Origin of the sequence: Mariniflexile sp. HNIBRBA6329 (assembly GCF_043558645.1) — a bacterium.
Classification (GTDB): domain Bacteria; phylum Bacteroidota; class Bacteroidia; order Flavobacteriales; family Flavobacteriaceae; genus Mariniflexile.
In genome coordinates this window covers 582896-606491 of sequence record NZ_JBIFXS010000001.1, presented here as the reverse complement: position 1 = coordinate 606491, position 23596 = coordinate 582896, and the positions used below count along the sequence as shown (strand labels likewise).

At 34.2% G+C, this 23596-nt stretch carries 22 protein-coding genes; 13 read left to right on the top strand and 9 right to left on the bottom strand.

Annotated features, from left to right (window positions below; genetic code table 11):
• Positions 1-3: 3 nt before the first annotated feature.
• Together ACGK9U_RS02545 and ACGK9U_RS02540 are read left to right on the top strand one after the other, a co-directional pair.
• Complete coding sequence (locus ACGK9U_RS02545; protein WP_394464795.1) at positions 4-687, top strand: hypothetical protein; 684 nt, start codon at positions 4-6, stop codon at positions 685-687.
• A gap of 140 nt (positions 688-827) precedes the next feature.
• Positions 828-1205: a hypothetical protein gene (locus tag ACGK9U_RS02540; RefSeq protein ID WP_394464794.1), complete on the top strand. Its 378-nt coding sequence runs from the start codon at positions 828-830 to the stop codon at positions 1203-1205.
• 43 nt (positions 1206-1248) lie between these two features.
• Here ACGK9U_RS02540 and ACGK9U_RS02535 read toward each other — a convergent pair whose 3' ends face one another.
• The 8 genes from ACGK9U_RS02535 to ACGK9U_RS02500 all read right to left on the bottom strand — a co-directional run bounded on the left by ACGK9U_RS02535 (position 1249) and on the right by ACGK9U_RS02500 (position 8588).
• A complete protein-coding gene (locus tag ACGK9U_RS02535) occupies positions 1249-2031 on the bottom strand; it encodes an enoyl-CoA hydratase/isomerase family protein (protein ID WP_394464793.1) in 783 nt (260 codons plus the stop codon).
• 151 nt (positions 2032-2182) lie between these two features.
• Positions 2183-3640 (bottom strand): ATP-binding protein, encoded by a 1458-nt coding sequence (locus ACGK9U_RS02530; protein ID WP_394464791.1) that lies wholly within the window; start codon positions 3638-3640, stop codon positions 2183-2185.
• 126 nt (positions 3641-3766) lie between these two features.
• Positions 3767-4315 carry a CopD family protein gene (locus ACGK9U_RS02525; RefSeq protein WP_394464790.1) on the bottom strand — a complete coding sequence of 183 codons (549 nt, stop codon included), beginning with the start codon at positions 4313-4315 and terminating at the stop codon, positions 3767-3769.
• 2 nt (positions 4316-4317) lie between these two features.
• The gene (locus ACGK9U_RS02520; RefSeq protein ID WP_394464789.1) at positions 4318-5670 is read right to left on the bottom strand and encodes an MATE family efflux transporter; all 1353 of its coding nucleotides are present in this window, start codon (positions 5668-5670) and stop codon (positions 4318-4320) included.
• On the bottom strand, positions 5670-6704 hold the full coding sequence (gene hemH / locus ACGK9U_RS02515) for a ferrochelatase (RefSeq protein ID WP_394464788.1): 1035 nt from the start codon (positions 6702-6704) through the stop codon (positions 5670-5672). The genes ACGK9U_RS02520 and hemH overlap by 1 nt, the downstream gene beginning before the upstream one ends.
• Positions 6705-6767: 63 nt before the next feature.
• Positions 6768-6929 (bottom strand): hypothetical protein, encoded by a 162-nt coding sequence (locus ACGK9U_RS02510; protein ID WP_209652542.1) that lies wholly within the window; start codon positions 6927-6929, stop codon positions 6768-6770.
• A 25-nt stretch (positions 6930-6954) separates the two neighbouring features.
• On the bottom strand, positions 6955-7677 hold the full coding sequence (locus ACGK9U_RS02505) for a ThuA domain-containing protein (protein WP_394464787.1): 723 nt from the start codon (positions 7675-7677) through the stop codon (positions 6955-6957).
• A 5-nt stretch (positions 7678-7682) separates the two neighbouring features.
• Positions 7683-8588: a helix-turn-helix transcriptional regulator gene (locus ACGK9U_RS02500; RefSeq protein ID WP_394464785.1), complete on the bottom strand. Its 906-nt coding sequence runs from the start codon at positions 8586-8588 to the stop codon at positions 7683-7685.
• 184 nt (positions 8589-8772) lie between these two features.
• Between ACGK9U_RS02500 and hemA the strand changes: the two genes are divergently transcribed.
• From hemA to ACGK9U_RS02455, 9 genes are all read left to right on the top strand, one after another.
• Positions 8773-10032 (top strand): glutamyl-tRNA reductase, encoded by a 1260-nt coding sequence (hemA, locus tag ACGK9U_RS02495; protein ID WP_394464784.1) that lies wholly within the window; start codon positions 8773-8775, stop codon positions 10030-10032.
• Complete coding sequence (gene hemC, locus ACGK9U_RS02490; protein ID WP_394464783.1) at positions 10025-11602, top strand: hydroxymethylbilane synthase; 1578 nt, start codon at positions 10025-10027, stop codon at positions 11600-11602. Before hemA ends, hemC begins: the two co-directional genes overlap by 8 nt.
• Positions 11603-11704: 102 nt before the next feature.
• A complete protein-coding gene (locus tag ACGK9U_RS02485; protein ID WP_394464782.1) occupies positions 11705-13447 on the top strand; it encodes a TrkH family potassium uptake protein in 1743 nt (580 codons plus the stop codon).
• A 13-nt stretch (positions 13448-13460) separates the two neighbouring features.
• Positions 13461-14177: a potassium channel family protein gene (locus ACGK9U_RS02480; protein WP_394464781.1), complete on the top strand. Its 717-nt coding sequence runs from the start codon at positions 13461-13463 to the stop codon at positions 14175-14177.
• Entirely contained in the window at positions 14177-15202 is a 1026-nt protein-coding gene (gene hemE, locus ACGK9U_RS02475; RefSeq protein ID WP_394464780.1) for a uroporphyrinogen decarboxylase, read from the top strand. Before ACGK9U_RS02480 ends, hemE begins: the two co-directional genes overlap by 1 nt.
• A 92-nt stretch (positions 15203-15294) precedes the next feature.
• Positions 15295-16035 carry an EI24 domain-containing protein gene (locus ACGK9U_RS02470; protein ID WP_394464779.1) on the top strand — a complete coding sequence of 247 codons (741 nt, stop codon included), beginning with the start codon at positions 15295-15297 and terminating at the stop codon, positions 16033-16035.
• Between the two features lie 9 nt (positions 16036-16044).
• A complete protein-coding gene (gene nhaA / locus ACGK9U_RS02465; protein WP_394464778.1) occupies positions 16045-17334 on the top strand; it encodes a Na+/H+ antiporter NhaA in 1290 nt (429 codons plus the stop codon).
• Between the two features lie 730 nt (positions 17335-18064).
• Entirely contained in the window at positions 18065-18967 is a 903-nt protein-coding gene (hemF, locus tag ACGK9U_RS02460) for an oxygen-dependent coproporphyrinogen oxidase (protein WP_394464856.1), read from the top strand.
• Between the two features lies 1 nt (position 18968).
• Complete coding sequence (locus ACGK9U_RS02455; RefSeq protein WP_394464777.1) at positions 18969-19355, top strand: YchJ family protein; 387 nt, start codon at positions 18969-18971, stop codon at positions 19353-19355.
• A 34-nt stretch (positions 19356-19389) separates the two neighbouring features.
• Here the strand turns inward: ACGK9U_RS02455 and ACGK9U_RS02450 are convergent, their stop codons facing one another.
• The gene (locus ACGK9U_RS02450) at positions 19390-22017 is read right to left on the bottom strand and encodes a DEAD/DEAH box helicase family protein (RefSeq protein ID WP_394464776.1); all 2628 of its coding nucleotides are present in this window, start codon (positions 22015-22017) and stop codon (positions 19390-19392) included.
• A gap of 45 nt (positions 22018-22062) precedes the next feature.
• On the opposite strand from ACGK9U_RS02450, the gene hemB reads away from it, so the two are divergent.
• Both hemB and ACGK9U_RS02440 read left to right on the top strand, forming a co-directional pair.
• Positions 22063-23055: a porphobilinogen synthase gene (gene hemB, locus ACGK9U_RS02445; protein ID WP_394464775.1), complete on the top strand. Its 993-nt coding sequence runs from the start codon at positions 22063-22065 to the stop codon at positions 23053-23055.
• An 86-nt stretch (positions 23056-23141) separates the two neighbouring features.
• Positions 23142-23552, top strand: a complete 411-nt coding sequence (locus ACGK9U_RS02440) for an Lrp/AsnC family transcriptional regulator (protein WP_394464774.1) — start codon at positions 23142-23144, stop codon at positions 23550-23552.
• The last annotated feature ends 44 nt before the right edge of the window (positions 23553-23596 follow it).

Below are 23596 nucleotides of genomic sequence, written 5' to 3'. Positions count from 1 at the left end.
ATTATGAAAAAGCTTTATATATTACTTTTCGTTTTAATTACCAGTACTTTAACCGCTCAAAACAGAGAGATGCTCTCATATAAATTAGATGATGTGGTTAGTTTGGATGTTCCAAAAAATTTCGTGGAATCTGATACAATTGTAGATGGTGTACAAATACGCCAAATTAGGTTTAAAACCGATACTTACGATTTTATTGCGCAAAGAGTGCTTTTTGAAAATGAAGACCAAAAAACAAGTCTTTCTAGGTTGCCTTACGATTATGCAAGTTTAATAGATGAATATGAACGTGTTATCGCTAGAATGCGCTATAGAGTGCCTTATTATTTAAAAAACACGACACTTGTAAAAAAAGATGGTTTTACGGGTTATAATTTGAAATTTGAAAACGATTTAGGAACCCCTACCTACGAAGCTGAATTTTACTTATTAAACAAAAATTTATACACGTTTTTCTATGCCAGCGACACGCAGTTTAATGCCGACGTTAAAACCGAACTTTTCAACTCCGTTAAAATAAATACCGAGAACGATATTAGCCAATATTTAGGGAAAGCACCAAAATACAGATACGGCTACGTGTTGGCTACTTACTTCTTTTTAAGTTTATTTGTCATTTGGGTTATTATTATTTCAATTAAAATTTACAGAAAGAAAAAAGGGAAGTCTAGTATTTTTCATGAGTAGGATTATTATTATTTCTTGTTGATTATAATTTAAAAAAATAAATTTCTATTATGAAAAAACTGAATTTATTTATAGGTCTTTTAATAACACTAACTATTTTTTCTTGCTCATCTGACAATAATGATGAACCTAAGTCAACAATGGAAGAGTTATTAATTCAAGGAAGCCCTTGGACATTTGACCACTATGAAATGCTAAACATAATAGACGCTGGTAATTCAAATTACAATAAAACCGATATAGAAACTGACATAAATCTAGCTGTTAAGGGAGAAATTATTAAGTTTAATAGTAATGGAACAGGTTCTGTTACTCTACCTGAAGATGGAACAGATACTTGGGAATGGGAAATTGTAAATGGAAATCAACTTAAACTAACTTTTCCTAGTGGAGAAAGTGATATTATTGAAAATATTATTTTTAAATCTTCTAAAATGATTATTGAAGTACAGAGTGTTTCCTATGACGAACAAGCTAAATATGAGGTTTTACATAACGGAAAATATTATTATAAATAAAAACATTTTCCTGCATCAATTAAAATTACCTCTTAGTTCTAGCCTACCTCCCAGGAAAATTAGCCTTCCTTTTTTGTAAAAAAGCGGTAGTACCCTCAGTAAAATCATCAGTGCCAAAACAGCTACCAAATTCTTCTATTTCAACATCATAACCATTAACACCATCTTCAAAATAGGCGTTAATAGCTCGAATAGCAGAACTTATGGCAACCAACGAATTATTTGAGATTTTATTCGCTATTTTTTCGCAAAGCGGAAGCAATTCCTCTTGTGGTACTACGTGGTTTACCAAGCCATAATTTAAGGCTTGGTTAGCGTCAATCATACTCGCGGTCATAATCATTTCCATGGCGCGACCTTTACCAATTAATTGAGGCAAACGCTGTGTACCTCCATACCCGGGAATCACCCCAAGCGACACTTCTGGAAGTCCCATTTTAGCATTATCGCTCGCTACCCTAAAATGGCATGCCATGGCCAATTCCAAGCCACCGCCAAGCGCAAAACCATTTACAGCAGCAATTACGGGTTTTGATAGATTTTCAACAAAATCAAACAGCATTTCTTGACCTTTAGCTGCCAGTTTTGTGCCTTCATTTACATTAAAATCGGCAAATTCGCTAATATCGGCACCGGCAACAAAGGCTTTTTCGCCGCTTCCGGTTAAAATAACAACTTTAGTGTCGTCATCTTCTTCCTCATCGTTAAAAGCTTCGTGCAATTCTTCAATCGTTTCTTTGTTTAAAGCGTTTAATTTGTTCGGACGGTTAATGGTTATGGTAGTGATACCATTGTTTTCTTCTACTAAAATATTTTTGTATGCCATTGTTATATTATTTAGATGAGGCTGTCTGAAAAGTGTTTAATGTTTTATTTGTCAGGTTGAACTTGTCGAAACCGACATTGATTATCAATGAGTTGAAATATTTCGACAAGCTCAATATGACATAGAACTGCACTTTTCAGACAGACTCATTTTATTCCTTAGGAAAGGTTACTGTAAACACGGTACCTTTATCTTTTTCCGTTGTAAATGTAATGGTGCCTTTATAGGTTTCTACCATGTTTTTAACCATGGCTAAACCAAGTCCCATACCACTGGTTTTGGTGGTGAATTTGGGTTCGAAAACCTTATCTACGTTTTCTTCTAAAATACCTGAACCATTATCTGCCACCGTAATAATCACATCCTTAGCATCGGTAGATACATTAATGCTTATTTTTGGGGTTATAGTATCTGGTATAGATTGAATAGCATTTTTAACCAAATTGGTAACCACACGTATTAATTGGGTTCGGTCTAATTTAGCTATAATTTCTTCTTTCTCCGCTGAAAAATCGATGTAATCTTCATTAAATATCTCTAAAGCAAGCCTTACAATATTGACCACATTTAAAGTTTCGTTTTGTTGCGCCGGCATATTTGCAAAATTTGAAAATGCCGATGCTATAGAACTCATGGTATCTATTTGCTGAATTAACGTTTTACTGTATTCATCTAGTTTGGAATGGATATTTTCATCTTGAGGATCAAATTTCCGTTGGAAGTTTTGAACCGTTAATCGCATGGGAGTTAAGGGGTTTTTAATTTCATGCGCTACTTGTTTTGCCATTTCCCTCCAAGCCTGTTCGCGCTCACTTCGTGCCAATTGTATGGCACTTTCCTCCAGTTCGTCAATCATACTGTTATACGAACTCACTAGCGTTGAAATTTCTTCACTGGTATCGTTTACTATAATTTTTTGGTTGCTTTTTTCAAGTCGGGTGGTATTGATTTTATCACTAATGGCTTTTAACGATTTTGTAATGTATTTAGATAATAAAAACGCAATTGCAATGGCCATAAGCAACACAAACATAAAGGCAAAGGCGATACGTTTTAAAAATTCCAAAAGCTCTTTGGTTAAAAAATCGTCCTTTTCTAAATAGGGTAAATTTAATATGGCAATGGATTTAGATTTTTGGTCTACAAGGTAAGTGTAAGATGATTGAAAGGTTTCACCATTTTCTACTCGCTTAAAAACATATCGGTGGTGTGCTGTATGGGATAGGGCATTTAAAATTTCGGCATCTATACATTGGTCTGCTACATTATTTTGCAAACCTGCTTTTGAAGAAATCAATAAAGAGCCTTCTAAATCGTATAAATTAATTTGAAGTTTATGGATATCGGCAATGTTATAAACTTCTTCTTTAAAAATGATGGGGATGTTTTCCGTTTTTACTTCCCAAGTGTTTTGCCTACCGTTTAAAACCCGTCTTAAATGGGTTTGAATGTTCTCTTCTTTACGTTCTAAACGCTCTTTATGGTAATCGCCACTTTGTTCGTTGTATTGGTAAATGGCTACCGCCGAAATAAGTACGGATGCCAATAATACCAAGAGTATCATAGCTAAAAAAATGCGGGTTCGTAAAGAGAGTTTTCTTAGTTTCATGTTGTGAATGATGCTCTAAATATAGCAATAATCAAACCAAAATCCACAAGGGAAAATTTCAAATAAATAAAATCCAAATTCCAAGCGTCATTATTGGATTTTAGTGCTTAAAAATTGGATTTTCAATTAGGCTTCTGGATTTTTACTTCGGATGTTTTTATAAACCTTAAACCCTAACATGATTAAAACCCCCAAAACAATAATGCCCACAACGCCCCAAACCCAATTGATGGCACTTTTTAAAATGACCAAAAACACAACGGCAAATAGGATAAACGTAGCGCCTTCATTCCAAATACGCATAAAACTGGATGTTTTTTTTACCACATCATTTTGAAGTTGCTTGTAGTATTGATGCGTTTTTAGGTGATAAATGATAAGCAATAAAACGAATGCTAATTTTACGTGCATCCAAGGTTGTTGTAACCAAAACGGTTGTAAAACGAGCAACCATATGGCAAAAATGGTAGCTAAAATAGCCGATGGCCATGTGATGATAAACCACAAACGTTTTGCCATAAGTTTAAGCTGTTTCCCTAGAATTTCTTTATCGGGTGATGGCTTATGGAACGCTTCAATTTGGTACACAAACAACCGTGGAATGTAAAACAAACCTGCAAACCAAGTAATTACAAAAATAAGATGAAACGATTTTATGTAGTTGTAATACTCCATAACTAAACGGGTTGATTGATTAAAGTGGTTTTTACTTCTCTATTTAAAAAATAAGCGGTTACTATGGTTGAAAGTACATCGGAAATGGGGAAGGATATCCACACTCCTAATTCGCCATAAAATTTTGGCAATATTAAAATTAACGGGATAAAGAAAAACCCTTGACGCGTTAAAGTTAATAACAAGGCAGGAATTGCTTTCCCAATAGACTGAAAATAGGCTGCACCAATAAGCTGTATGGCTATAATTGGGGTAGCGGCAAATACCCAACGCATATCATTTGGTGTTTGTTTTATAACCTCTATATCGGTAGTAAACATACGGGTAATGGCTTCAGGAAAAAACATTAAAATAATGAATATGCAGGTTGATAATATGGTTGCATATTTTATGGCAATATTGATGCTTTGACGCACCCTATGATAATTTTGAGCCCCATAGTTAAACCCTGCAATGGGCAAAAAACCTTGTGTAATACCCAAAACCGGAAACATGGCAAACATGAGCATACGCCCCACAATGGCGTAAGCTGTTACAGAGATTTCGCCACCTAAATCGAACAAAATATTATTCATAAACAAATAGGTAATACTCACTACAGCTTGTCGTGCCAAGGTTACAAATCCTAAGGATGCTATTTCTAAAACTATAGACGGACTTAACCCAAAATGCAAAGCGTTAATTTTTAATTCGGAGTTTTTAGAAAGGAAAAACCAAAAAATAAAAACGAAACAAATGATATACGAAATGGAGGTTGCCCAAGCAGCACCTTCCATTCCAAAGTCCAATACATTTATAAAAATATAATCTAAAAGTAAGTTGCTTACCGATGGGATCATCATAGCATACATGGCAAATTTAGGCTTCCCTTCTGCCCTAATTACCGTATTCCCCATCATGCTCAATGCCAAAAACGGCACGCCATACAACACAATGGTATAGTAAATTTTTGCAGGTTCAAAAATAGCACCTTTTCCACCAAACGATAGGATGATAGCATCTGAAAAAAACAGTCCGATAACTACTAAAGAAACGGTAAGCAATAAAGTAAGCGTAATTTGATTCCCAAAGGTTTTAAGCGCTTTATCTTTACTTCCAGAGCCCAATGCCCTAGAGATTATAGAAGAACCACCTATACCAATGGCCATACCCAAAGCTGCTATAAAAAACGATACAGGCAACACCACATTGATGGCCGCTATGGCTGTAGAGCCTATCCAATGCCCAACAAAAATAGTATCAACCAAAATGTTTAGCGACATCACCAAAATACCAATAGATGCCGGAACTGCTTGCTTGATCAAAATTTTTCCGATGGGTTGCGAGCCTAAATCTTGTGATGATACTTTTGCCATTACACTTTTATTGTTTCAGCAGTTGCCCAATGATTGATCCATTTTGAAAGTAAGGCTACCCATGCATCATCATCATTTAAGCAAGGTACGGTTGTAAAATCCTTTCCGCCCATTTCATGGAAAATTTCCTGACCTTCCATGGCTATTTCTTCGAGCGTTTCCAAACAGTCGCTTACAAATGCTGGGGTAACAATGGCCATACTTTTAAGGCCTTTTTTACCTAACCGCTCGATGGTTCTATCGGTATAAGGTTGTAACCACGGGTCAAATCCTAAACGGGATTGGAAGGATGTTGAATACGAACCTTCCTTTAATTGAAGTTTTTCGGCCACCAATCTTGTAACCTCTAAACATTGGTGGCGGTAACAAAACTCATGTGCCTTACTTGGTGTTGCACAACAACTACCATCTATTTTACAATGCGATTTTGTAACATCGCTTTTTCGAATATGCCGTTCTGGAACCCCATGATATGAAAATAATAGATGTTCGTAATTCTTACCCTCCAAATGTTTTTTTATGGAATCTGAAAGCACTTCAATATAATCGGGTTTGTTGTAAAACGCAGGCACCGATTCAATTTTTAAATTAGGAAAATATTGCTGGCGAAGTTCCTCGGCTAAAACTGTAATGGTTTCGGTAGTTGCCATGGCAAATTGTGGATATAGCGGAAACAGCAACAGCTCATCAACACCTTTATCTACCAATTCTTGAAGCCCTTTTTTAATGGTCATACTGCCATAACGCATGGCTAGAGCCACAGGCGTTTCAACCTGTTTCTGTATTTTCTTTTGAAGCCTTTCAGAAAGAACAATTAAAGGAGAACCTTCCTCCCACCATATTTTTTTATAAGCCGCCGCCGATTGTTTTGGGCGTGTTTTTAATATAATGCCTTTTACAAGCGCTGTTCTAGCTATCAATGGAATATCGATAACGCGCTCATCCATTAAAAATTCGCCTAAATATTTTTTTACGTCTTTTGGGGTTGGGCTATCGGGTGAGCCAAGGTTTACTAGTAAAATTCCTTTTTTCATTTATAAATTTATTGTTTCTCAGACCTCACAGGTTTTAAAAACCTGTGAGGTCTACTTTCAAAATCAACCTTTATTCTCTTCAATTTTTTGTTGATGGTATAGTTTTGGGCGTTCTTCAGTATAATCGCAATCTTGAAAAATACCGCAAGAAGTACTGGAACGCACTAGCGATTTTGTGTTTGCATTTTTAGATAATGCTTCAATTTCTGGGGTTAAATACTTCATCTGTTAATTTTTTATTGTTCTAAAATTACCGCTTTAAACAATACAAAATACCACCTAAAAGGTGTTGTTTAAATTCTGGCTCTGCATACGATTCGTTGGTATGACCTAAACCTGTGTAAAACGAGCGTCCACCATCAAACTCATGATACCACGCTATGGGATGAAACGCGCCATTCTTTCCGCCTTCATAAGTGGATTCGTCTAAATTCAACAATACATTAATATCTTGATTGATGGATTTAAAGTTATACCATTCGTCGAAATGAACCCACTTTTCTTGCAAATGTTTTGTTGATGGATGCGTGCTGTTTATGCGTGTTATGGTTGCGCTCGATTGTTTTGGGTGGTTTAAAAAATAAGCTCCCACAAGTTTACCGTACCAAGCCCAATCGAATTCGGTATCGGTAGCTGAGTGAATACCCATAAAACTACCCCCATTTTTAATAAAGGTTTCAAAGGCTTTTTCTTCTTCAGCATTTAAAATATCGCCCGTTGTGTTAAGAAAAATAACCAGTTGGTACTGTTTTAAATTTTTTTGGGTGAACAACGTAGCATCTTCGGTGTGTGTTATTTCAAAATTATTTTGTTTGCTTAATGCTTCCATGGTTTTTACGCCTGTTTCGATAGATTGATGCCTAAATCCACTTGTTTTTGTAAAAACAAGAACCTTTTCAGGGCTAACAGGCGTATTTGTGCTTTTGCATGATAGTGTTAAAAACACAACAAAGACTATTAAAATATTCATCATGAAATTTAGCTTAAAGACATTAAATATTTTTTGGGCGTTGTGCCATATTTCTTTTTAAAAGCCGCAATAAAATGGCTTGCGGTACTGTAACCCACTTTTAATCCGACTTCATTCACGTTATTTTCTCCCGATTCTAACAATTTTCTAGCTACTTCCATTTTGTAATCGAACAGAAAACTGAACACCGAATCGCCATAAATTTGCTTAAAACCTTCTTTTAGCTTTTTTAGATTTAACCCAATTTCATCGGCAAGTTCTTGTAAACTTGGTGGTTCTGCCATTCGGTTTATTATGATATCCTTGGCTTTTCTAATTTTAATGACATTCGTTTCATCAACCAAAAACGGACATTGTTCAATATTGGCATCTTCGCTTCTGTTAAAATACAAACTTAAAAGTTCATAAGCTTTTCCTTTGAAATATAAATCTTTTATGGATTGATTGAGGTTGTAATTGATTAATTGATTAAGCACTATGGCCATAGAAGGCGTAATGCCTCCATCTTTATAATATTTTTTATCCTTGTTATCTTCATTTAAAAATGAAATATAATCGGCTTCTTGTGAAAACAATCCATGAAATTTTTTAATTGAAATCAGCACAGAAACCATCCAAGAATTTGGACTTACTTGAAGGTTTATTGGCAAATCACGTTGCGGGTTGTACAATAACAATGAGTTTTCTTCTAAAATATTCAGCACATAACGCCCTTCATTAAAAACAAATTTGCTTGAACCCTTTACACAAAAATGAAATTGGATACAATCGCTATATATTTCTTTAAGAAGACTTTGCGTTTCGCTTCCATCATTTTTATAAACCAAAACCAAAAAACCATCGTCTACTTTTGTTTCGTCAAAAGAACTTACAGCGTTATTTTTTTGCGAGCTTTTATCGTTATTTACAATCATATTATTTAGATTTGTTCTAAATTAATTTTTAAAAACCTCTTTATTTACAGGCAAAAATATGACAAAAAACATATAAATATCAAATTATACATTAAAAAACCACAAGCGTTATTAAAAGTTCCTCTAGCGTTATTTTTTTATTAATCATAGACATACATTTGCTATCTGAATTACATAGATACTGATGCACCAATATAATATATCTAAAAGCAAATACTTCTATGCCATTGGCCTAAGTTACAAAAAAGCTGATGCGGACGTACGTGGGCACTTTAGTTTGGATGAAGCTGCTAAACTAGCACTACTTAACCAAGCTAAAGACAATGATATTGAAAGTTTGGTAGTAACCTCTACATGTAACCGCACCGAAATTTATGGGTTTGCAGAACACCCTTTCCAACTCATCCAATTACTTTGCGATAATACACGTGGCACGGTTGAAGAATTTCAAAAAGTAGCTTACGTTTATAAAAATAGCGATGCTATTGCACACATGTTTCGTGTAGGGTCTGGTTTGGACAGTCAAATTCTTGGTGACTTTGAAATTATCAGTCAGTTAAAAATAAGTGCACGCACTTCCAAAAAACTTGGATTGTTAAATCATTTTACCGAACGTTTGGTAAATGCGGTTATTCAAGCTAGTAAACGTATTAAAAATGAAACCGAAATTTCATCGGGTGCAACATCTGTTTCTTTTGCTTCTGTACAATATATTTTTAATACCGTTGAAAATGTTTCAAACAAAAATATTTTGCTTTTTGGAACAGGAAAAATAGGAAGAAACACTTGTGAAAATTTAGTAAAACATACTAAAAACGAACACATTACTTTAATTAACAGAACGAAAGATAAAGCAGAACAAATTGCTGGAAAATTCAATTTAGTAGTTAAAGATTATGCCAATTTACAAGAAGAAATCCAAACGTCGGATATTTTAATTGTTGCTACAGGTGCACAACGCCCTACTATTGATAAACACATTATTCAAACACATAAACCATTGTTAATTTTAGATTTATCTATTCCAAAAAACGTGGATGCCAATGTGGAAGAGTTGAATAACGTAACACTGGTACATTTAGATCATTTATCTCAAATTACCGATAAAACTTTAGAAGCTAGAAAAGCGCATATTCCACTGGCAGAAGCTATTATTGAGGAAGTAAAAGCGGAATTTAACAATTGGTTGGAAACCCGTAAATTTGCACCAACCATAAAAGCTTTAAAAGATAAATTGCAAGATTTTGCTACTGCGGAACTAGATACACAACGCAAAAAAAACAGTGATTTTAACGAAGCGCAAGCTGAGTTGATAAGCAACAACATTATACAAAAAATTACAAATCATTTTGCGCATCATTTAAAAGATGATGGCATTCCTACCGATGAAAGTCTGGAACTCATAAAAAAAGTGTTTCAGTTAGAAACAACAATACATGTCTAAAATTATAAGAATTGGTACCCGCGATAGCGAATTAGCGTTATGGCAAGCCAAAATAGTACAAAGTCTACTCGAAAATTTAGGTTATAAAACACAATTGGTCCCTGTAAAATCTACAGGCGATTTGGTTTTAGACAAACCCCTTTATGAATTAGGTATCACTGGCATATTTACACGCACCCTGGACATAGCCATGCTTAACCATGATATTGATATTGCGGTGCACTCATTAAAAGATGTGCCTACCGTTTTACCAAAAGGCATTGTACAAGCAGCCGTTTTAAAACGTGGCAACGTAAACGATACCCTGGTTTTTAAAAACAACGAAGAGTTTTTAGGCTCTAAAGAAGCCATTATTGCCACAGGAAGTTTACGCAGGCGTGCCCAATGGCTTAACCGTTTCCCAACGCATACCGTTGTTGGTTTACGAGGTAATGTGAATTCCCGTTTACAAAAACTGGAGGAAAATGAAGATTGGAACGGTGCTATTTTTGCCGCCGCTGGTATTGGCAGAATAGGAATTAGACCTGAAGAAGCCATTAATTTAGATTGGATGATTCCAGCACCAGCACAAGGTGCCATAATGATTACCGCTTTGGCTGAAGATGAATTTGTTCTTGAAGCATGTAAAGGACTTAACCACGAAGAAACCGAAATTTGCACCTCCATCGAACGCGAATTTTTAAACAAATTGGAAGGTGGTTGTACTGCACCCATTGGCGCTTTGGCCTACATTAAAGATGAAGAAGTAAATTTTAAAGGGGTTTTGCTAAGTGTTGATGGTTCTAAACGCATCGATGTAACACGTGTAAAAAAATTAGGCGAACACCACGATATTGCCAATTTCTGCGCTAATTTTGTTATTGAACGCGGTGGCAAACGCCTTATGGACAGCATTAAAAATGCCAATAAAAAAGCAAATGTGTATTCAACCAAATCGTTTACAGAAGCACAGCGTTTGTTGTTCCATGAAAAAGTAACGGTTGAAAGTAGTGATTTCATCAAAATAAGCTTGAATAGAATCCATCCACGTTTCGTAAAAAACGAGATTCAAAACGTTATTATTACCAGTAAAAATGCTGTGGAGGCGTTACTTACCAACTTTTCTCCCATCGAACTTCAGTTTAAAAATATTTATTGTGTAGGGCGTCGTACCAAACGCTTGGTAGAACAAAAAATAGGCAAAGTTTCACATTTTGAAAACAACGCTAAAAAACTTGCCAGTTATTTAGTGGAATACATGGAAGGAACAGAGGTTACTTATTTTTGTAGTGATTTAAGGTTGGATGATTTACCTACTGTTCTAGAAAAAAACAACATAAAAGTAACTGAGGTTGAAGCTTACCAAACCAAATATGACGGTTTAAAACTAGCGGACAGTGTTGAAAGCGTTATGTTTTACAGCCCTTCAACAGTTGAAAGTTTTGTTCAAAAAAACAAAGCAGAAATTATAGCTTTTTGCATTGGCGAAACAACCGCTAATGAAGCAAAAAAACACTTTAACGATGTTAGGATTTCTAAAGTTCCAACAGTTGAAAGTGTTATTGAATTAGTAAACGAGCATTATATTTAAATTGGCTTGCTATTTAGATATTTTTTATAAGTTTTAAATAAGGAGTATAGAATCTTCAACCTAAAACTTTATTTTTTACTTAAAGTGAAATAAAAAATTATAATGAAAGGAGAATCGTTACTCAACTATCTATATCGCTTTTTCGATATTATTGTTCTTTTCTTTATTGTATTTGATTTTGGTTACGATTTTGCCGAAAATTTTACCACGGCACATGTATCTAGTTTAATAGTTCTTTCATTTTTTTTACTGTTTTTCAATGCTGTTAAGTTTTTTGTTTATAAAATCAAAAAAAGTAAAAATGTAGCACTGGTAAACATGATTATTATTTCTGTTTTACTGGTAACTTCACTTATCATTGCTCTTGTTCATATCAAGCACGATTCCCATCATATTTTACAAAAAATCAAACCCATTCTGGAAGGTGGTTTAATATTATACTTCCTTTTAAGGTTGTTTGTTTTGGTAAGGCATATTTACGATGTGTATTTTAACCCTGCCATTGTTTTTGTGGGCAGTTTTTTAATCTTGGCGTTGGCTGGTGCATTTTTACTTATGCTACCAAGTGCCACTACCAACGGAATTAACTTTACAAATGCCTTATTTACAGCTACCAGTAGTGTATGCGTTACAGGTTTAGCGGTAGTTGATACCAGTACAGATTTTACCGTAATGGGGCAATCCATTATATTAACATTGATACAATTAGGTGGTATTGGTATTTTAACATTTACATCGTTCTTTGCTTTTTTCTTTAGAGGAAGTTCTTCGTTTAAAGAAGGTTTGAATACTAAAGATTTTTTAGCTCAGGAAGGCTTGAAAGATGTTTTTAGGGTGGCACTAAACGTGGTGGTTTTTACATTGGGTGTAGAAATTATAGGGGCATTATTCATCTATTTTTCAATTAGCACCAATGCAACAATAGGTAACAAGTTTTTCTTTTCCTTGTTTCATTCTATCTCAGCATTTTGTAATGCAGGATTTTCTATAGTGCCATCGGGATTGTTCGACCAAAGTATCCGTTTTAATTATTCCTTTCAATGGATTATCATGGTCCTTATTGTTTTTGGCGGACTCGGGCATCACATCATATTCAACTTTTTTAAGTATTTAAAAACGTATGTTTTGGAATTGTTCAACAAAAAACGAATCCATAAAAGTGTTCCCATTGTAACCCTTAACTCTAAAATAGTTATTTATACCACAATTATATTGCTGTTTGTTGGATGGATTTTCTTGTTCATTTCAGAATATAGCAACACACTTTTAGAACATACAACCATTTTTGGGAAAATTACCAATGCCGCCTTTAATTCGGTAACACCAAGAACCGCTGGATTTAATGTGGTAGACTATACGCAAATGACGGTGCCTTCGCTATTATTCATTATATTTTTAATGTGGATTGGTGCTTCACCAGCATCAACCGGTGGTGGTATAAAAACAAGTACCTTTGCATTGGCTACGTTAAACATATTTACCATAGCCAGAGGAAAAAGTAGAATTGAAATTTTTGGAAGACGTTTTTCGGCAGAATCAACTTCCAGAGCTTTTGCCATTTTATGTATTTCCTTAATTATAATTGGTATAGCAATCATGGCTTTATTAATTTTAGAACCCAAAGACACACCGCTGTTAACCGTTGTTTTTGAATGTTTTTCGGCTTATAGTACCGTTGGTTTAAGCTTAAATTTTACTCCAACACTTACCGAAGCCAGCAAATACGTAATTATAGCCGTTATGTTTATTGGTAGAATAGGAATGCTCAACTTGATGATTGGTTTATTACGACAAGTAAACCACCAATTTTATGAGTATCCAAAAGAAAATATTTTAATTAACTAATACGTTTTACAAGATGAAAATAATTGTTTTCGGACTTGGAAATTTTGGAATGTCGTTATGTTTTAGTCTTACTGAAACTGGCAACGAGGTGATAGCCATCGATAAACAAATGGATAAAATAAATCTTGTAAAAGATAAAATTTCGCACGCCATTTGTATGGATTCCACAAACGAATTGGCTTACGAAGCGGTTCCATTAAAAGATGCCGATAAAGTTATTGTTGCCATTGGCGAAAACGAGGGTGCTGCCATTATTACCGCCGCCATTATTAAAAAACTGTGCAATGTTAAGATTATTAGTCGTGCGTTATCACCCATACACGATACAGTTTTGGAAGCCATGGGCATACACAGCATTGTACATCCCGAGCAAGATTCGGCCGATAGACTTACAAAGCAAATCAACTTTAAATCCACCTTAGAAAACTATCAGTTGGATAATAATTATACCATTTCCGAAGTTAAAGCAAAAAAAGAATTTTATGGAAAAACATTGCAAGAATTGGATTCCATAGACAAATACCACCTCACTTTAATTACCATTATTAGGGAAGTTGAAAAAAAGAATTTAATAGGAAAGAAAACCATTGTTAAAGAAACCATTGGTCGTACATCACCCGATACCGTAATTCTAAACAATGACATTTTAGTGGTTTACGGGAACAATAAAGATATTGAAAACTATTGCATGGGTGAAGAAGAATACGATCTAAGAAACAAGAATATATAATGATAAAAAACGATTTATTTTTACGAGCATTAAAAGGAGAAACCGTGCAACGTCCACCAGTTTGGATGATGCGTCAAGCAGGTCGCTATTTACCAGAATTTATAGTGCTTAGAGAAAAATACGATTTCTTTACACGTTGCCAAACCCCAGAAATTGCCAGTGAAATTACGGTGCAACCCATCCGTCGTTACGGTATGGATGCCGCTATTCTATTTAGCGATATTTTGGTAATTCCACAAGCCATGAATATTGAGGTGCAAATGAAACCCAATTTTGGGCCTTATTTGCCAAACCCAATCCGCACATCTAAAGATGTAGAAAACGTTATTGTACCAGACGTTAAAGAGGCTTTGGACTATGTTTACCAAGCCATAAAAGCCACTAAAGAATTATTGAATGATGAGATTCCTTTAATTGGTTTTGCAGGTTCACCATGGACCATTTTATGCTACTGCGTACAAGGTCAAGGCAGTAAAACCTTTGATAAAGCTAAAGAGTTTTGTTTTACAAACCCAGTAGCTGCACATTTATTGCTTCAAAAAATAACCGATACCACCATTGCTTATTTAAAAGAAAAAGTAAAAGCAGGATGCAATGCGGTACAAGTATTCGATTCTTGGGGAGGTATGCTTTCACCAGTCGATTATCAAGAGTTTTCATGGCAATACATTCAACAAATTATCGATGCTTTAAAAGACGATGCACCTGTAATTGCTTTTGGTAAAGGTTGTTGGTTTGCATTAAACGACATGGCCAAATCTGGCGCCTCTGCTTTAGGGGTAGATTGGACCTGTTCTGCAAGAAACGCTCGTTATTTAACTGGAGGTAACATCACGCTTCAAGGAAATTTTGATCCTACAAGATTGTTATCGCCACCAGCCGAAATCAAGAAAATGGTGCATCAAATGATTAACGAATTTGGTAAAGACAAATACATTGTAAACCTTGGCCATGGCATTTTACCTAATATTCCGTTAGAAAATGCCCAAGCCTTTATAGATGCAGTAAAAGAGTATAAAGCTTAATTTTTGGGCGTTACCACAAGGGTCGCGCTTTCGCAAGTCGCACTCTGCGAGGTGCTCCAACAATTGCTCAATCGCTAACGCAAACCAACTTTATGGTTAAAAATATTATTTTGGGAATAAAAGCATATTTCGGGGCCTTTAGTTTAATTTCCAAACTAAAACTCTGGAAATTCTTTGCTATTCCTATGCTAATCAGTTTTGTAACAGCAATTCTTATAGGCATTTCGGCGTATGGCTTGTCCGATAATATTGGATACTACATATCCAAACTTTGGGTTTGGGAATGGGGAAAATCCACTTTTGCAACCATTGGCAATATCATTGGAGGTTTGTTTATCATCCTTATAGGGCTTATCCTGTTCAAACACATCATCATGGCATTATCGGCACCTTTTATGAGTCCCGTTTCTGAAAAAATTGAAGCACATTTAACAGGCAATTTAAAACACAACCATAGAAAAACCAATTTTTCCGAGCAACTGTGGCGCGGTATTAGAATAAATATCAGAAATTTAAGTTTAGAATTATTGTTAACCATTCCCATTTTACTCTTAGGTTTTATACCGATAATAGGAATTATTTCTACAGTTTTATTGTTTTTAGTACAAGCGTATTACGCTGGTTTTGGAAATATGGATTATACCCTAGAGCGCCATTTTAAATACCATGAAAGCATTCAATTTGTTAAAAGAAATCGTGGTTTAGCTATTGGAAATGGTATTGTTTTTATGTTGTTTTTATTAATTCCTGTAATTGGGGTAATTTTAGTGCTGCCGCTTTCGGTTACAGCAGCTTCGGTAAAAACGGTTGAGGCGCTTCAATTAAAAAATTAAATATAAAACATGGTTCAAAAAATTATATTATCCCCTTTTCAAAAATTTGTTAAAATTGAAAGTTTTAGTGGTATTCTACTATTGCTGGCGACTATTTTGGCGCTTATATGGGCAAATTCTCCCTTTTCAGAAAGTTATCAATCGCTATGGCAGTATAAAGTAGGATTTACTACTGAAAGTTTCGAACTTAACAAACCACTCATTTTATGGATAAACGATGGTTTAATGGCTATATTTTTCTTCCTAATAGGTTTAGAAATTAAACGCGAATTCCTTATTGGCGAGCTCAATTCCATGAAGAAATTAGCATTTCCGCTTTTTGGTGCTTTAGGAGGTATTATTGTTCCTGTTTTATTTTTTTTTATACTGAATAAAAACCCCGAAACGCTTCAAGGTTGGGGCATTCCTATGGCAACCGATATAGCCTTTTCATTAGCACTTTTAAAAGTACTAGGAAACCGAGTGCCACTAAGCCTTAAAATATTTTTAACCGCTTTTGCTATTGTTGACGATTTAGGCGCTGTTTTAGTGATAGCCTTATTTTATAGCAGTAATATTCAATTAGGTTTATTGGGTATGGCATTATTGTTATTGGTGGTTTTATATGTTTTATCATTCAAAGGCTATTACTCTAAGTTTATAATGATTTTTTTAGGCATTATTATTTGGACCTTATTTTTAAAATCGGGCATCCACCCTACGCTAGCGGGAATTTTACTGGCTTTTTCAGTCCCAATCCGTCAAAAAATCAAAACACCTGAGTTTATTGATAACTTAGTAACTATCACCAATAATATTAAACAAGCTTCTGTTTCAAAAAAGCCTATTTTATCAAAAGAACAAATTCAACAGATTGATGATTTAGAAGACTGGACCAACAAATACCAATCGCCACTACAGCATTTAGAACACAATTTACACGATTGGGTTGCTTATTTCATCATTCCGCTTTTCGCCCTTGCCAATTCTGGTGTTATATTAAATAGTGATATGGATATAGAAATGGCACTAGTAATAAATATTAGTATTTGTTTAGTATTAGGAAAAAGTATTGGTATAACCTCAATCATTTTTATTGCTAGAAAGCTAAAGCTTATTGAAGTTCCAGATGATATTAGCAACCAACAAATTGTTGGAGTCTCTTTTTTAGCTGGTATTGGTTTTACTATGGCTATTTTTATTGCTAGTTTAGCTTTTACCGATAGCCCAAAATATATAGATTCTGCTAAAATTGGCATTTTAATTGGCTCTGTTATAGCAGCATTAATGGGCTATATTATTTTGCGTTTGAAAAAATAATGATGAAAGAAAAAGACCTGCAAGGTTTTCAAAACCTTGTAGGTCTAAATAAAAAAACATGATATTAGAAAAAATAGAAAAGGACCATTACTATCATATTTTCAATCGGGGAATAAACAACTCTGTTATTTTTCAGAATGAAAGTAACATGTCTTATTTCTTAAATCTAATTGAAAAACATTTAACAGAAAAGGTTGACATAATTGCTTATTGCTTAATGAATAACCATTTTCATCTTATTGTCAAAATAATTGAAGATGGTTCTATCGCTATTCAGGCTTTTTCTAACCTTTTCAATGCTTATGCAAAAGCATTTAATAAACAAAAAAATAGAACGGGAAGCTTGTTTGAAAAACATTTCAAACGAAAAAAAATAACGGATGAGACTTATTTGAAAAACCTAATACTTTACGTCCATAAAAACCCTCAAAACCATAAATTGGTTAAACATTTTGAAGATTATAAATTTTCATCATATAAAGGTTATTTTTTGGGTAATGATATTAAGAATCTTATCGCTAAAAACAGAAATTATATACTAACACTTTTTGAAGATTTAAAAAATTTTGAGTTAGCACATCAATCAGACCTACAAGGTTTTGAAAACCTTGCAGGTCTAGAAAACACAAACACCACTAAGTCTAACCTGCAAGGTCTTGAAGACCTTGTAGGTTTAAAAACTTCAGACCCACAAGGTTCTAAAAACCTTGTGGGTCAACCACTTTTATCTATGAAAAATAAATTCTATTCATTCATCCAAAATTTACAAGACACCATCACGTCAAAATTAGAAGCTGTAGATGGTAAAGCCCTTTTTAAAGAAGACATTTGGGAGCGACCAGAAGGCGGCGGCGGACGCACCCGTATTATAGAAAACGGCCATGTTTTTGAAAAAGGAGGCGTAAACATATCTGGTGTACACGGAAAACTACCAGACAGCATGCAAAAATACTTTGGCGTTGAAGATGCCGATTTTTTTGCCTGCGGATTAAGTTTAGTATTGCACCCAAAAAACCCAATGGTGCCCACCGTACATGCCAATTGGCGCTACTTTGAAATGTATGATAAAAACAGCGCTATTGTAGACCAATGGTTTGGTGGCGGACAAGATTTAACACCTTATTATCTATTTGAAGATGATGCCATTCATTTTCATGCGGTATGCAAAACCGCCTGCGATAAGCACCATCCAGAATTTTACAAAACTTATAAAAAACGTTGCGACGAATACTTCTACAATGCACACCGTAATGAAGGGAGAGGCATTGGTGGGTTGTTTTTCGATTATTGCAAAGCCACCGAAATCATGACCATGGAAAACTGGTACAATTTTGTAACCGAAGTTGGGAATAGCTTTCTGGAATGCTACGTACCAATTGTTGAAAAACGCAAAGATTCACCCTATTCAAAAGAACAAAGAAATTGGCAGGAAATTCGTCGTGGACGCTATGTAGAATTTAATTTAGTGCATGATAAAGGCACCTTATTCGGACTAAAAACCAACGGGCGTATAGAAAGTATATTAATGAGTTTACCACCGCGCGTGCAATGGGTTTACGACCACAATCCGAAAGCTGGAAGCGACGAAGAAAAACTTATAGACGTATTAAAAAATCCTAAAGATTGGGTATAAAATGAATTGCTACTGCGGAAATAAAAAACCATATTCAGAATGTTGCGAAAAAATTCATCGCGACATCCATCAAGCACAAACCGCAGAACAATTAATGCGTTCCAGATATTCTGCTTTTGTATTAGTAAATGGCGATTATTTAATGCAAAGTCATCATTCATCAACAAGACCAATAAAAGAGAAAAAGTCTATTGTTAAATGGACAAAATCTGTACAATGGATTAAACTGGAAGTTTTAGAAACTTCAAAAGGAAAACCACAAGACACCGAAGGAACTGTTACATTTAATGCTTATTTTTATGAGCATGGAAAAGTAGAAGTAATTCATGAAAAATCAGCTTTTATAAAAGAAAACAGCCATTGGACCTATTTAGGATTAAGTAAATAAATCATGTTTCCAATTAATTTATAAGAGACTTAACTTAATTCCAAATGACCGCCTTTTTAGTAGTTTCATTAAACGAATTTGAGAGATGAAACATTCTTGCCTTTAATAATATTTTCCGTCCTTCCAGATGTCTAGTATAGAAAACTTCTGAATCTCCTACGTGATTTTTCCAGTTTTTAAGAAATACCTCGCATCGTTTCTTTTTATCGCCAAACAATTCTGGAACTGAATAATAATTTTGAATATCAAAGTTTTTTCGAAACCAATTCGTTTTAACAATTAAGTATCTCGGGTTTTTAATAGGTTCAATAATTTCTTGAATGGAATTTATAAAAAGTGCACTTTCCATTTCACTTGCACCCTTAATCGCACATACAACTTCTCCTTTTGGCAAAATATCTGTACTCAGAAAAATTTTATCCTTATTGGTTGATACTAAATTTAAATCATACATCGTGTCTAAAAGTGCTTTTGAAATCTTATTCAAATCTTTGTGCAACAAACCAAATTGAATATAATTTTTTATTGATTTATAAGTTTTCCATCCAAAAGTCAAACCTAAAGCTGTTAATAAGGAATATATGAAAGCCATAACACCATTAGTTAATAAAACATTGAGGTTTTTCACTAAAAATTGAGGTAAAAAAAACGAAAGGGCTACCGATAATTCTAAAAAGCTATAGCGTACCACATCATTAAAAACTTGATTTTTTTCAATGTCGTACGGTTCTTTTCCTAGATAATTTTGTTTTATTTCTCTAGAAATACCTGTGCCTTTTCCTATGGCATGTTTCCACTTATTTTTTAAATTTTCGCGCTTTTTAGATTGACTTAAAGTTTGTTCATTTAAAGATTCGATAGTTACATCGGCGTAATTAGTTGGCAAATTCAATCTGCTAATGCCGCTTTCAATATAATCATCTTCAGAATTTGAGACCCCTACAAAGGCATCAAACCTTCTAGTTAAAGTTTCTATATCTTTCCCTCCTTTAGAATCTGTTGGGTCTAAACACACCAAATGCCAAATATTTCCTGTTTTATGTAAATTTCCTTTTTGTGTTCGAATAGCACGCCCACGCATTTGGTTAGAAGACACATAAGAACCAACAAACGACGCCAATACCAATGTGTTTATGGAAGGCGCATCCCAACCTTCACCTAAAAGCGATTTTGTGCCAATAAGAATTTTAATTTCTCCTAATTCAAACAATTTAGTAATGGTATTCACTAAATGATTTACACCAACTTTTAGAACTATTTCTACATATTCTAAATCGGTTTCAAAAGGAATAAAACTATGTTTTTCAAAAGGTTCAATCTGCTCAAAGGCTTCAATGGTACTTTTATGAATAATAACCAAAGTTCCCGTTAACACAGCAATTTCTTTTTTAGGAATCGCATTTGTTCTTAGATGTTGAAAAATGGGAATAACACCAAGTCTGTCTATTAAATTAACATCTTTATCTGCTGTTGCTTTAAACTCTTTTTTAATATAATCGGTTAAAACTACGGCTCGTAAATCGGATTTTAAATTTTTATATTCATTTGAAATAATGGCAACAATGCTTTTAAGTTTACTTGGACTATTGGATAATGAACGATACAATTGATTATCACCAACTAAATCCACTTTCTTGTTTTCAAATATATTTAATCGTCTTAATTTCGTTTCCAAATCATTTAAAAACAACTCATTTTTAATTAAATTAAGTCTATCTGAGACAATTAAATTTTGAAACAAAACCTCAGCCCAACCATTTGTAAAAACGGGAAACTCCACCTTTTCCTTTTTTTCAAAACCTAAAATGTATAATTTCTCTTTGGAAATTTCTTGATTAACAGCGTTCAAAAAAATTAAAATAGCTGAAAAATATTCAGGATTACTATAAATTTCATTCAGACACGTTTCGGTTGATTTTAAAAATCGGTGATTGTTTAAAAATGCTGTAAAGACTCTATTTTGCTTCAATTCATCTAGAAAATCAGAGATTCTCATTCTATATTCAAAAATGAAATTAATCTCTTTATCTTCTGGTTTCGAAAAATAAACAAAATCTTGGTGAGGGCATAAATCGCCTTCCTTCACAAGTTCAGGAACAGCAATTTCTTCATCAATTTCACCACATAAATTAAAATATTTTGAAACTTCTAATGCATCACTATCGTAAGGCGGCGTAGCTGTTAATGCAACGATGGTTAAACTATTTATTTGTTTTAATTCAATCAAACATTTCCACCATTCATTTTTTAAATGATGGGCTTCGTCTAAAACGATAGCTTCAATGTTTTCACGCTCAAAAAAAGCATAATAATCTGCTTTGTTTTCAAATTTTTTAAAAAATGAGTGTAACGATTGGTAAGTACAGAAGGTGACTCCTTTTGGGTTATTTATATCAAAGGAAAAGTCGACAAATAATCCATCCTTTATAAAAAACGTTTGCAATCTGTTTTCCCACTGGTTTCTAACCGTGAGAGTCGGAGCCAAAACTAAAGTCCTTTTTCCAACTTGTCTTATAATTTCAATACCTAAAATTGTTTTTCCAGAACCAGGTGGTGCAACAACGTGCAAATGATTGTCATCAATATGCTTATTAATATTATTTATGAATTTTTCTTGATAACTTCGCCAAGGAAAAATAAATTCTAGTTTTTTAAAGGGCATATAAAGAATTAGTATTTTTATCTTTTAATCAAATATAGAAAAACAATGTATCCTTTAAGAAGAAACAGACGATTAAGAACCAACGAATCTATAAGAAGTTTAGTTCGAGAAACCATCATTACTCCAAACGATTTTTTAGTGCCCCTTTTTGTAGTGGAAGGAAAAGGAGTGAAGGATGAAATCCCTTCCATGCCAAATTACTATCGTTACAGTTTAGATTTATTGGAAAAAGAAGTTAAGGAACTTTGGAGCATGGGTTTAAAATCGGTGTTACTGTTTGTAAAGGTACCAGACAACTTAAAAGACAATAAAGGAAAAGAAGCCTTAAACCCAAAAGGACTCATGCAACGTGCGATTAAAACCGTAAAAAATGTGTGCCCTGATATGTTAGTAATGACCGATGTGGCTCTCGACCCGTATTCAATTTATGGACATGATGGCATCATTGAAAAAGGCATCATTTTGAACGATGAAACTGCCGATGTTTTAGCAGAAATGAGCATTTCTCATGCCAAAGCTGGTGCCGATTTTGTAGCACCTAGCGATATGATGGACGGTCGTATTTTAACCATTCGTGAAGCTTTGGAAGATGAAGGCTATATCAACACAGGCATTATGAGTTATTCGGCTAAATATGCCTCCGCTTTTTATGGTCCGTTTAGAGATGCTTTAGATTCTGCCCCTGTAGATATGATGGATATTCCAAAGGACAAAAAAACCTATCAAATGGATTATGCCAACCGTTTTGAAGCCATACGGGAAACCGAAATGGATATTGACGAAGGTGCTGATATTGTCATGGTAAAACCAGGCTTATGCTATTTAGACATTGTTCGCGAAATTAAAAACGCAGTAGATGTTCCCGTTGCAGTATATCAGGTTTCTGGTGAATACGCCATGTTAAAAGCCGCTGCCGAAAAAGGTTGGCTAGACCATGATGCCGTTATGATGGAACAAATTACTTCCATAAAACGAGCTGGAGCCGATGTAATTGCGAGTTATTTTGCTAAAGATGTTGTTAGACTCCTGAATCAATAATTGATCATTTGGTTATTAATCGAAAATGTTTTATTATATTTAATTTTGATTAGTTCCAATAAATACAATTATACTTTCGATTCAAAATGGATGATATTGATATTAAAATCATAGACATGCTTCAAAAAAATGCTCGTGAAGCATTCGCCACAATTGGAAAAAGCGTTGATTTATCAGCTCCTGCAGTTGGTAAACGCGTTAAACAACTGGAAGAAAAAGGTATTATTCAAGGTTATTCTTTACAATTAAATTATAAAGAATTTGGCATTACAACCAAAGCATATATCGTTCTAAAAATCCATCAATCAAGCACCTTAAGAACCGCTTACAAACAAATCATAAATTTAGAAGAAGTACAACGCTGTGACAGAATTACTGGTGAAGACCGCTTACAAATCTTAGCCTTTTTTAAGGGTCATAAAGATTTGGTTACCTTCATTGAACGAATTTCTCAATATGGTGTTCCCAATACGAGTATCATATTAGAGGAGTCCTAAGTATATTCAACAACCCTTCTTAAATTTTAAAAGAATAAAACATA

Coding starts and splice junctions, on each gene's coding strand:
- ACGK9U_RS02485 (WP_394464782.1), top strand. CDS start 11,705: ATGAAAGGAGAATCGTTACTCAACTATCTATATCGCTTTTTCGATATT.
- ACGK9U_RS02455 (WP_394464777.1), top strand. CDS start 18,969: ATGAATTGCTACTGCGGAAATAAAAAACCATATTCAGAATGTTGCGAA.
- hemB (WP_394464775.1), top strand. CDS start 22,063: ATGTATCCTTTAAGAAGAAACAGACGATTAAGAACCAACGAATCTATA.
- hemH (WP_394464788.1), bottom strand. CDS start 6,704: ATGAAAAAAGGAATTTTACTAGTAAACCTTGGCTCACCCGATAGCCCA.
- ACGK9U_RS02500 (WP_394464785.1), bottom strand. CDS start 8,588: ATGATTGTAAATAACGATAAAAGCTCGCAAAAAAATAACGCTGTAAGT.
- ACGK9U_RS02470 (WP_394464779.1), top strand. CDS start 15,295: ATGGTTAAAAATATTATTTTGGGAATAAAAGCATATTTCGGGGCCTTT.
- ACGK9U_RS02530 (WP_394464791.1), bottom strand. CDS start 3,640: ATGAAACTAAGAAAACTCTCTTTACGAACCCGCATTTTTTTAGCTATG.
- nhaA (WP_394464778.1), top strand. CDS start 16,045: ATGGTTCAAAAAATTATATTATCCCCTTTTCAAAAATTTGTTAAAATT.
- ACGK9U_RS02440 (WP_394464774.1), top strand. CDS start 23,142: ATGGATGATATTGATATTAAAATCATAGACATGCTTCAAAAAAATGCT.
- hemF (WP_394464856.1), top strand. CDS start 18,065: ATGAAAAATAAATTCTATTCATTCATCCAAAATTTACAAGACACCATC.
- ACGK9U_RS02450 (WP_394464776.1), bottom strand. CDS start 22,017: ATGCCCTTTAAAAAACTAGAATTTATTTTTCCTTGGCGAAGTTATCAA.
- hemA (WP_394464784.1), top strand. CDS start 8,773: ATGCACCAATATAATATATCTAAAAGCAAATACTTCTATGCCATTGGC.
- ACGK9U_RS02505 (WP_394464787.1), bottom strand. CDS start 7,677: ATGATGAATATTTTAATAGTCTTTGTTGTGTTTTTAACACTATCATGC.
- ACGK9U_RS02540 (WP_394464794.1), top strand. CDS start 828: ATGGAAGAGTTATTAATTCAAGGAAGCCCTTGGACATTTGACCACTAT.
- hemC (WP_394464783.1), top strand. CDS start 10,025: ATGTCTAAAATTATAAGAATTGGTACCCGCGATAGCGAATTAGCGTTA.
- hemE (WP_394464780.1), top strand. CDS start 14,177: ATGATAAAAAACGATTTATTTTTACGAGCATTAAAAGGAGAAACCGTG.
- ACGK9U_RS02545 (WP_394464795.1), top strand. CDS start 4: ATGAAAAAGCTTTATATATTACTTTTCGTTTTAATTACCAGTACTTTA.
- ACGK9U_RS02480 (WP_394464781.1), top strand. CDS start 13,461: ATGAAAATAATTGTTTTCGGACTTGGAAATTTTGGAATGTCGTTATGT.
- ACGK9U_RS02510 (WP_209652542.1), bottom strand. CDS start 6,929: ATGAAGTATTTAACCCCAGAAATTGAAGCATTATCTAAAAATGCAAAC.
- ACGK9U_RS02535 (WP_394464793.1), bottom strand. CDS start 2,031: ATGGCATACAAAAATATTTTAGTAGAAGAAAACAATGGTATCACTACC.
- ACGK9U_RS02525 (WP_394464790.1), bottom strand. CDS start 4,315: ATGGAGTATTACAACTACATAAAATCGTTTCATCTTATTTTTGTAATT.
- ACGK9U_RS02520 (WP_394464789.1), bottom strand. CDS start 5,670: ATGGCAAAAGTATCATCACAAGATTTAGGCTCGCAACCCATCGGAAAA.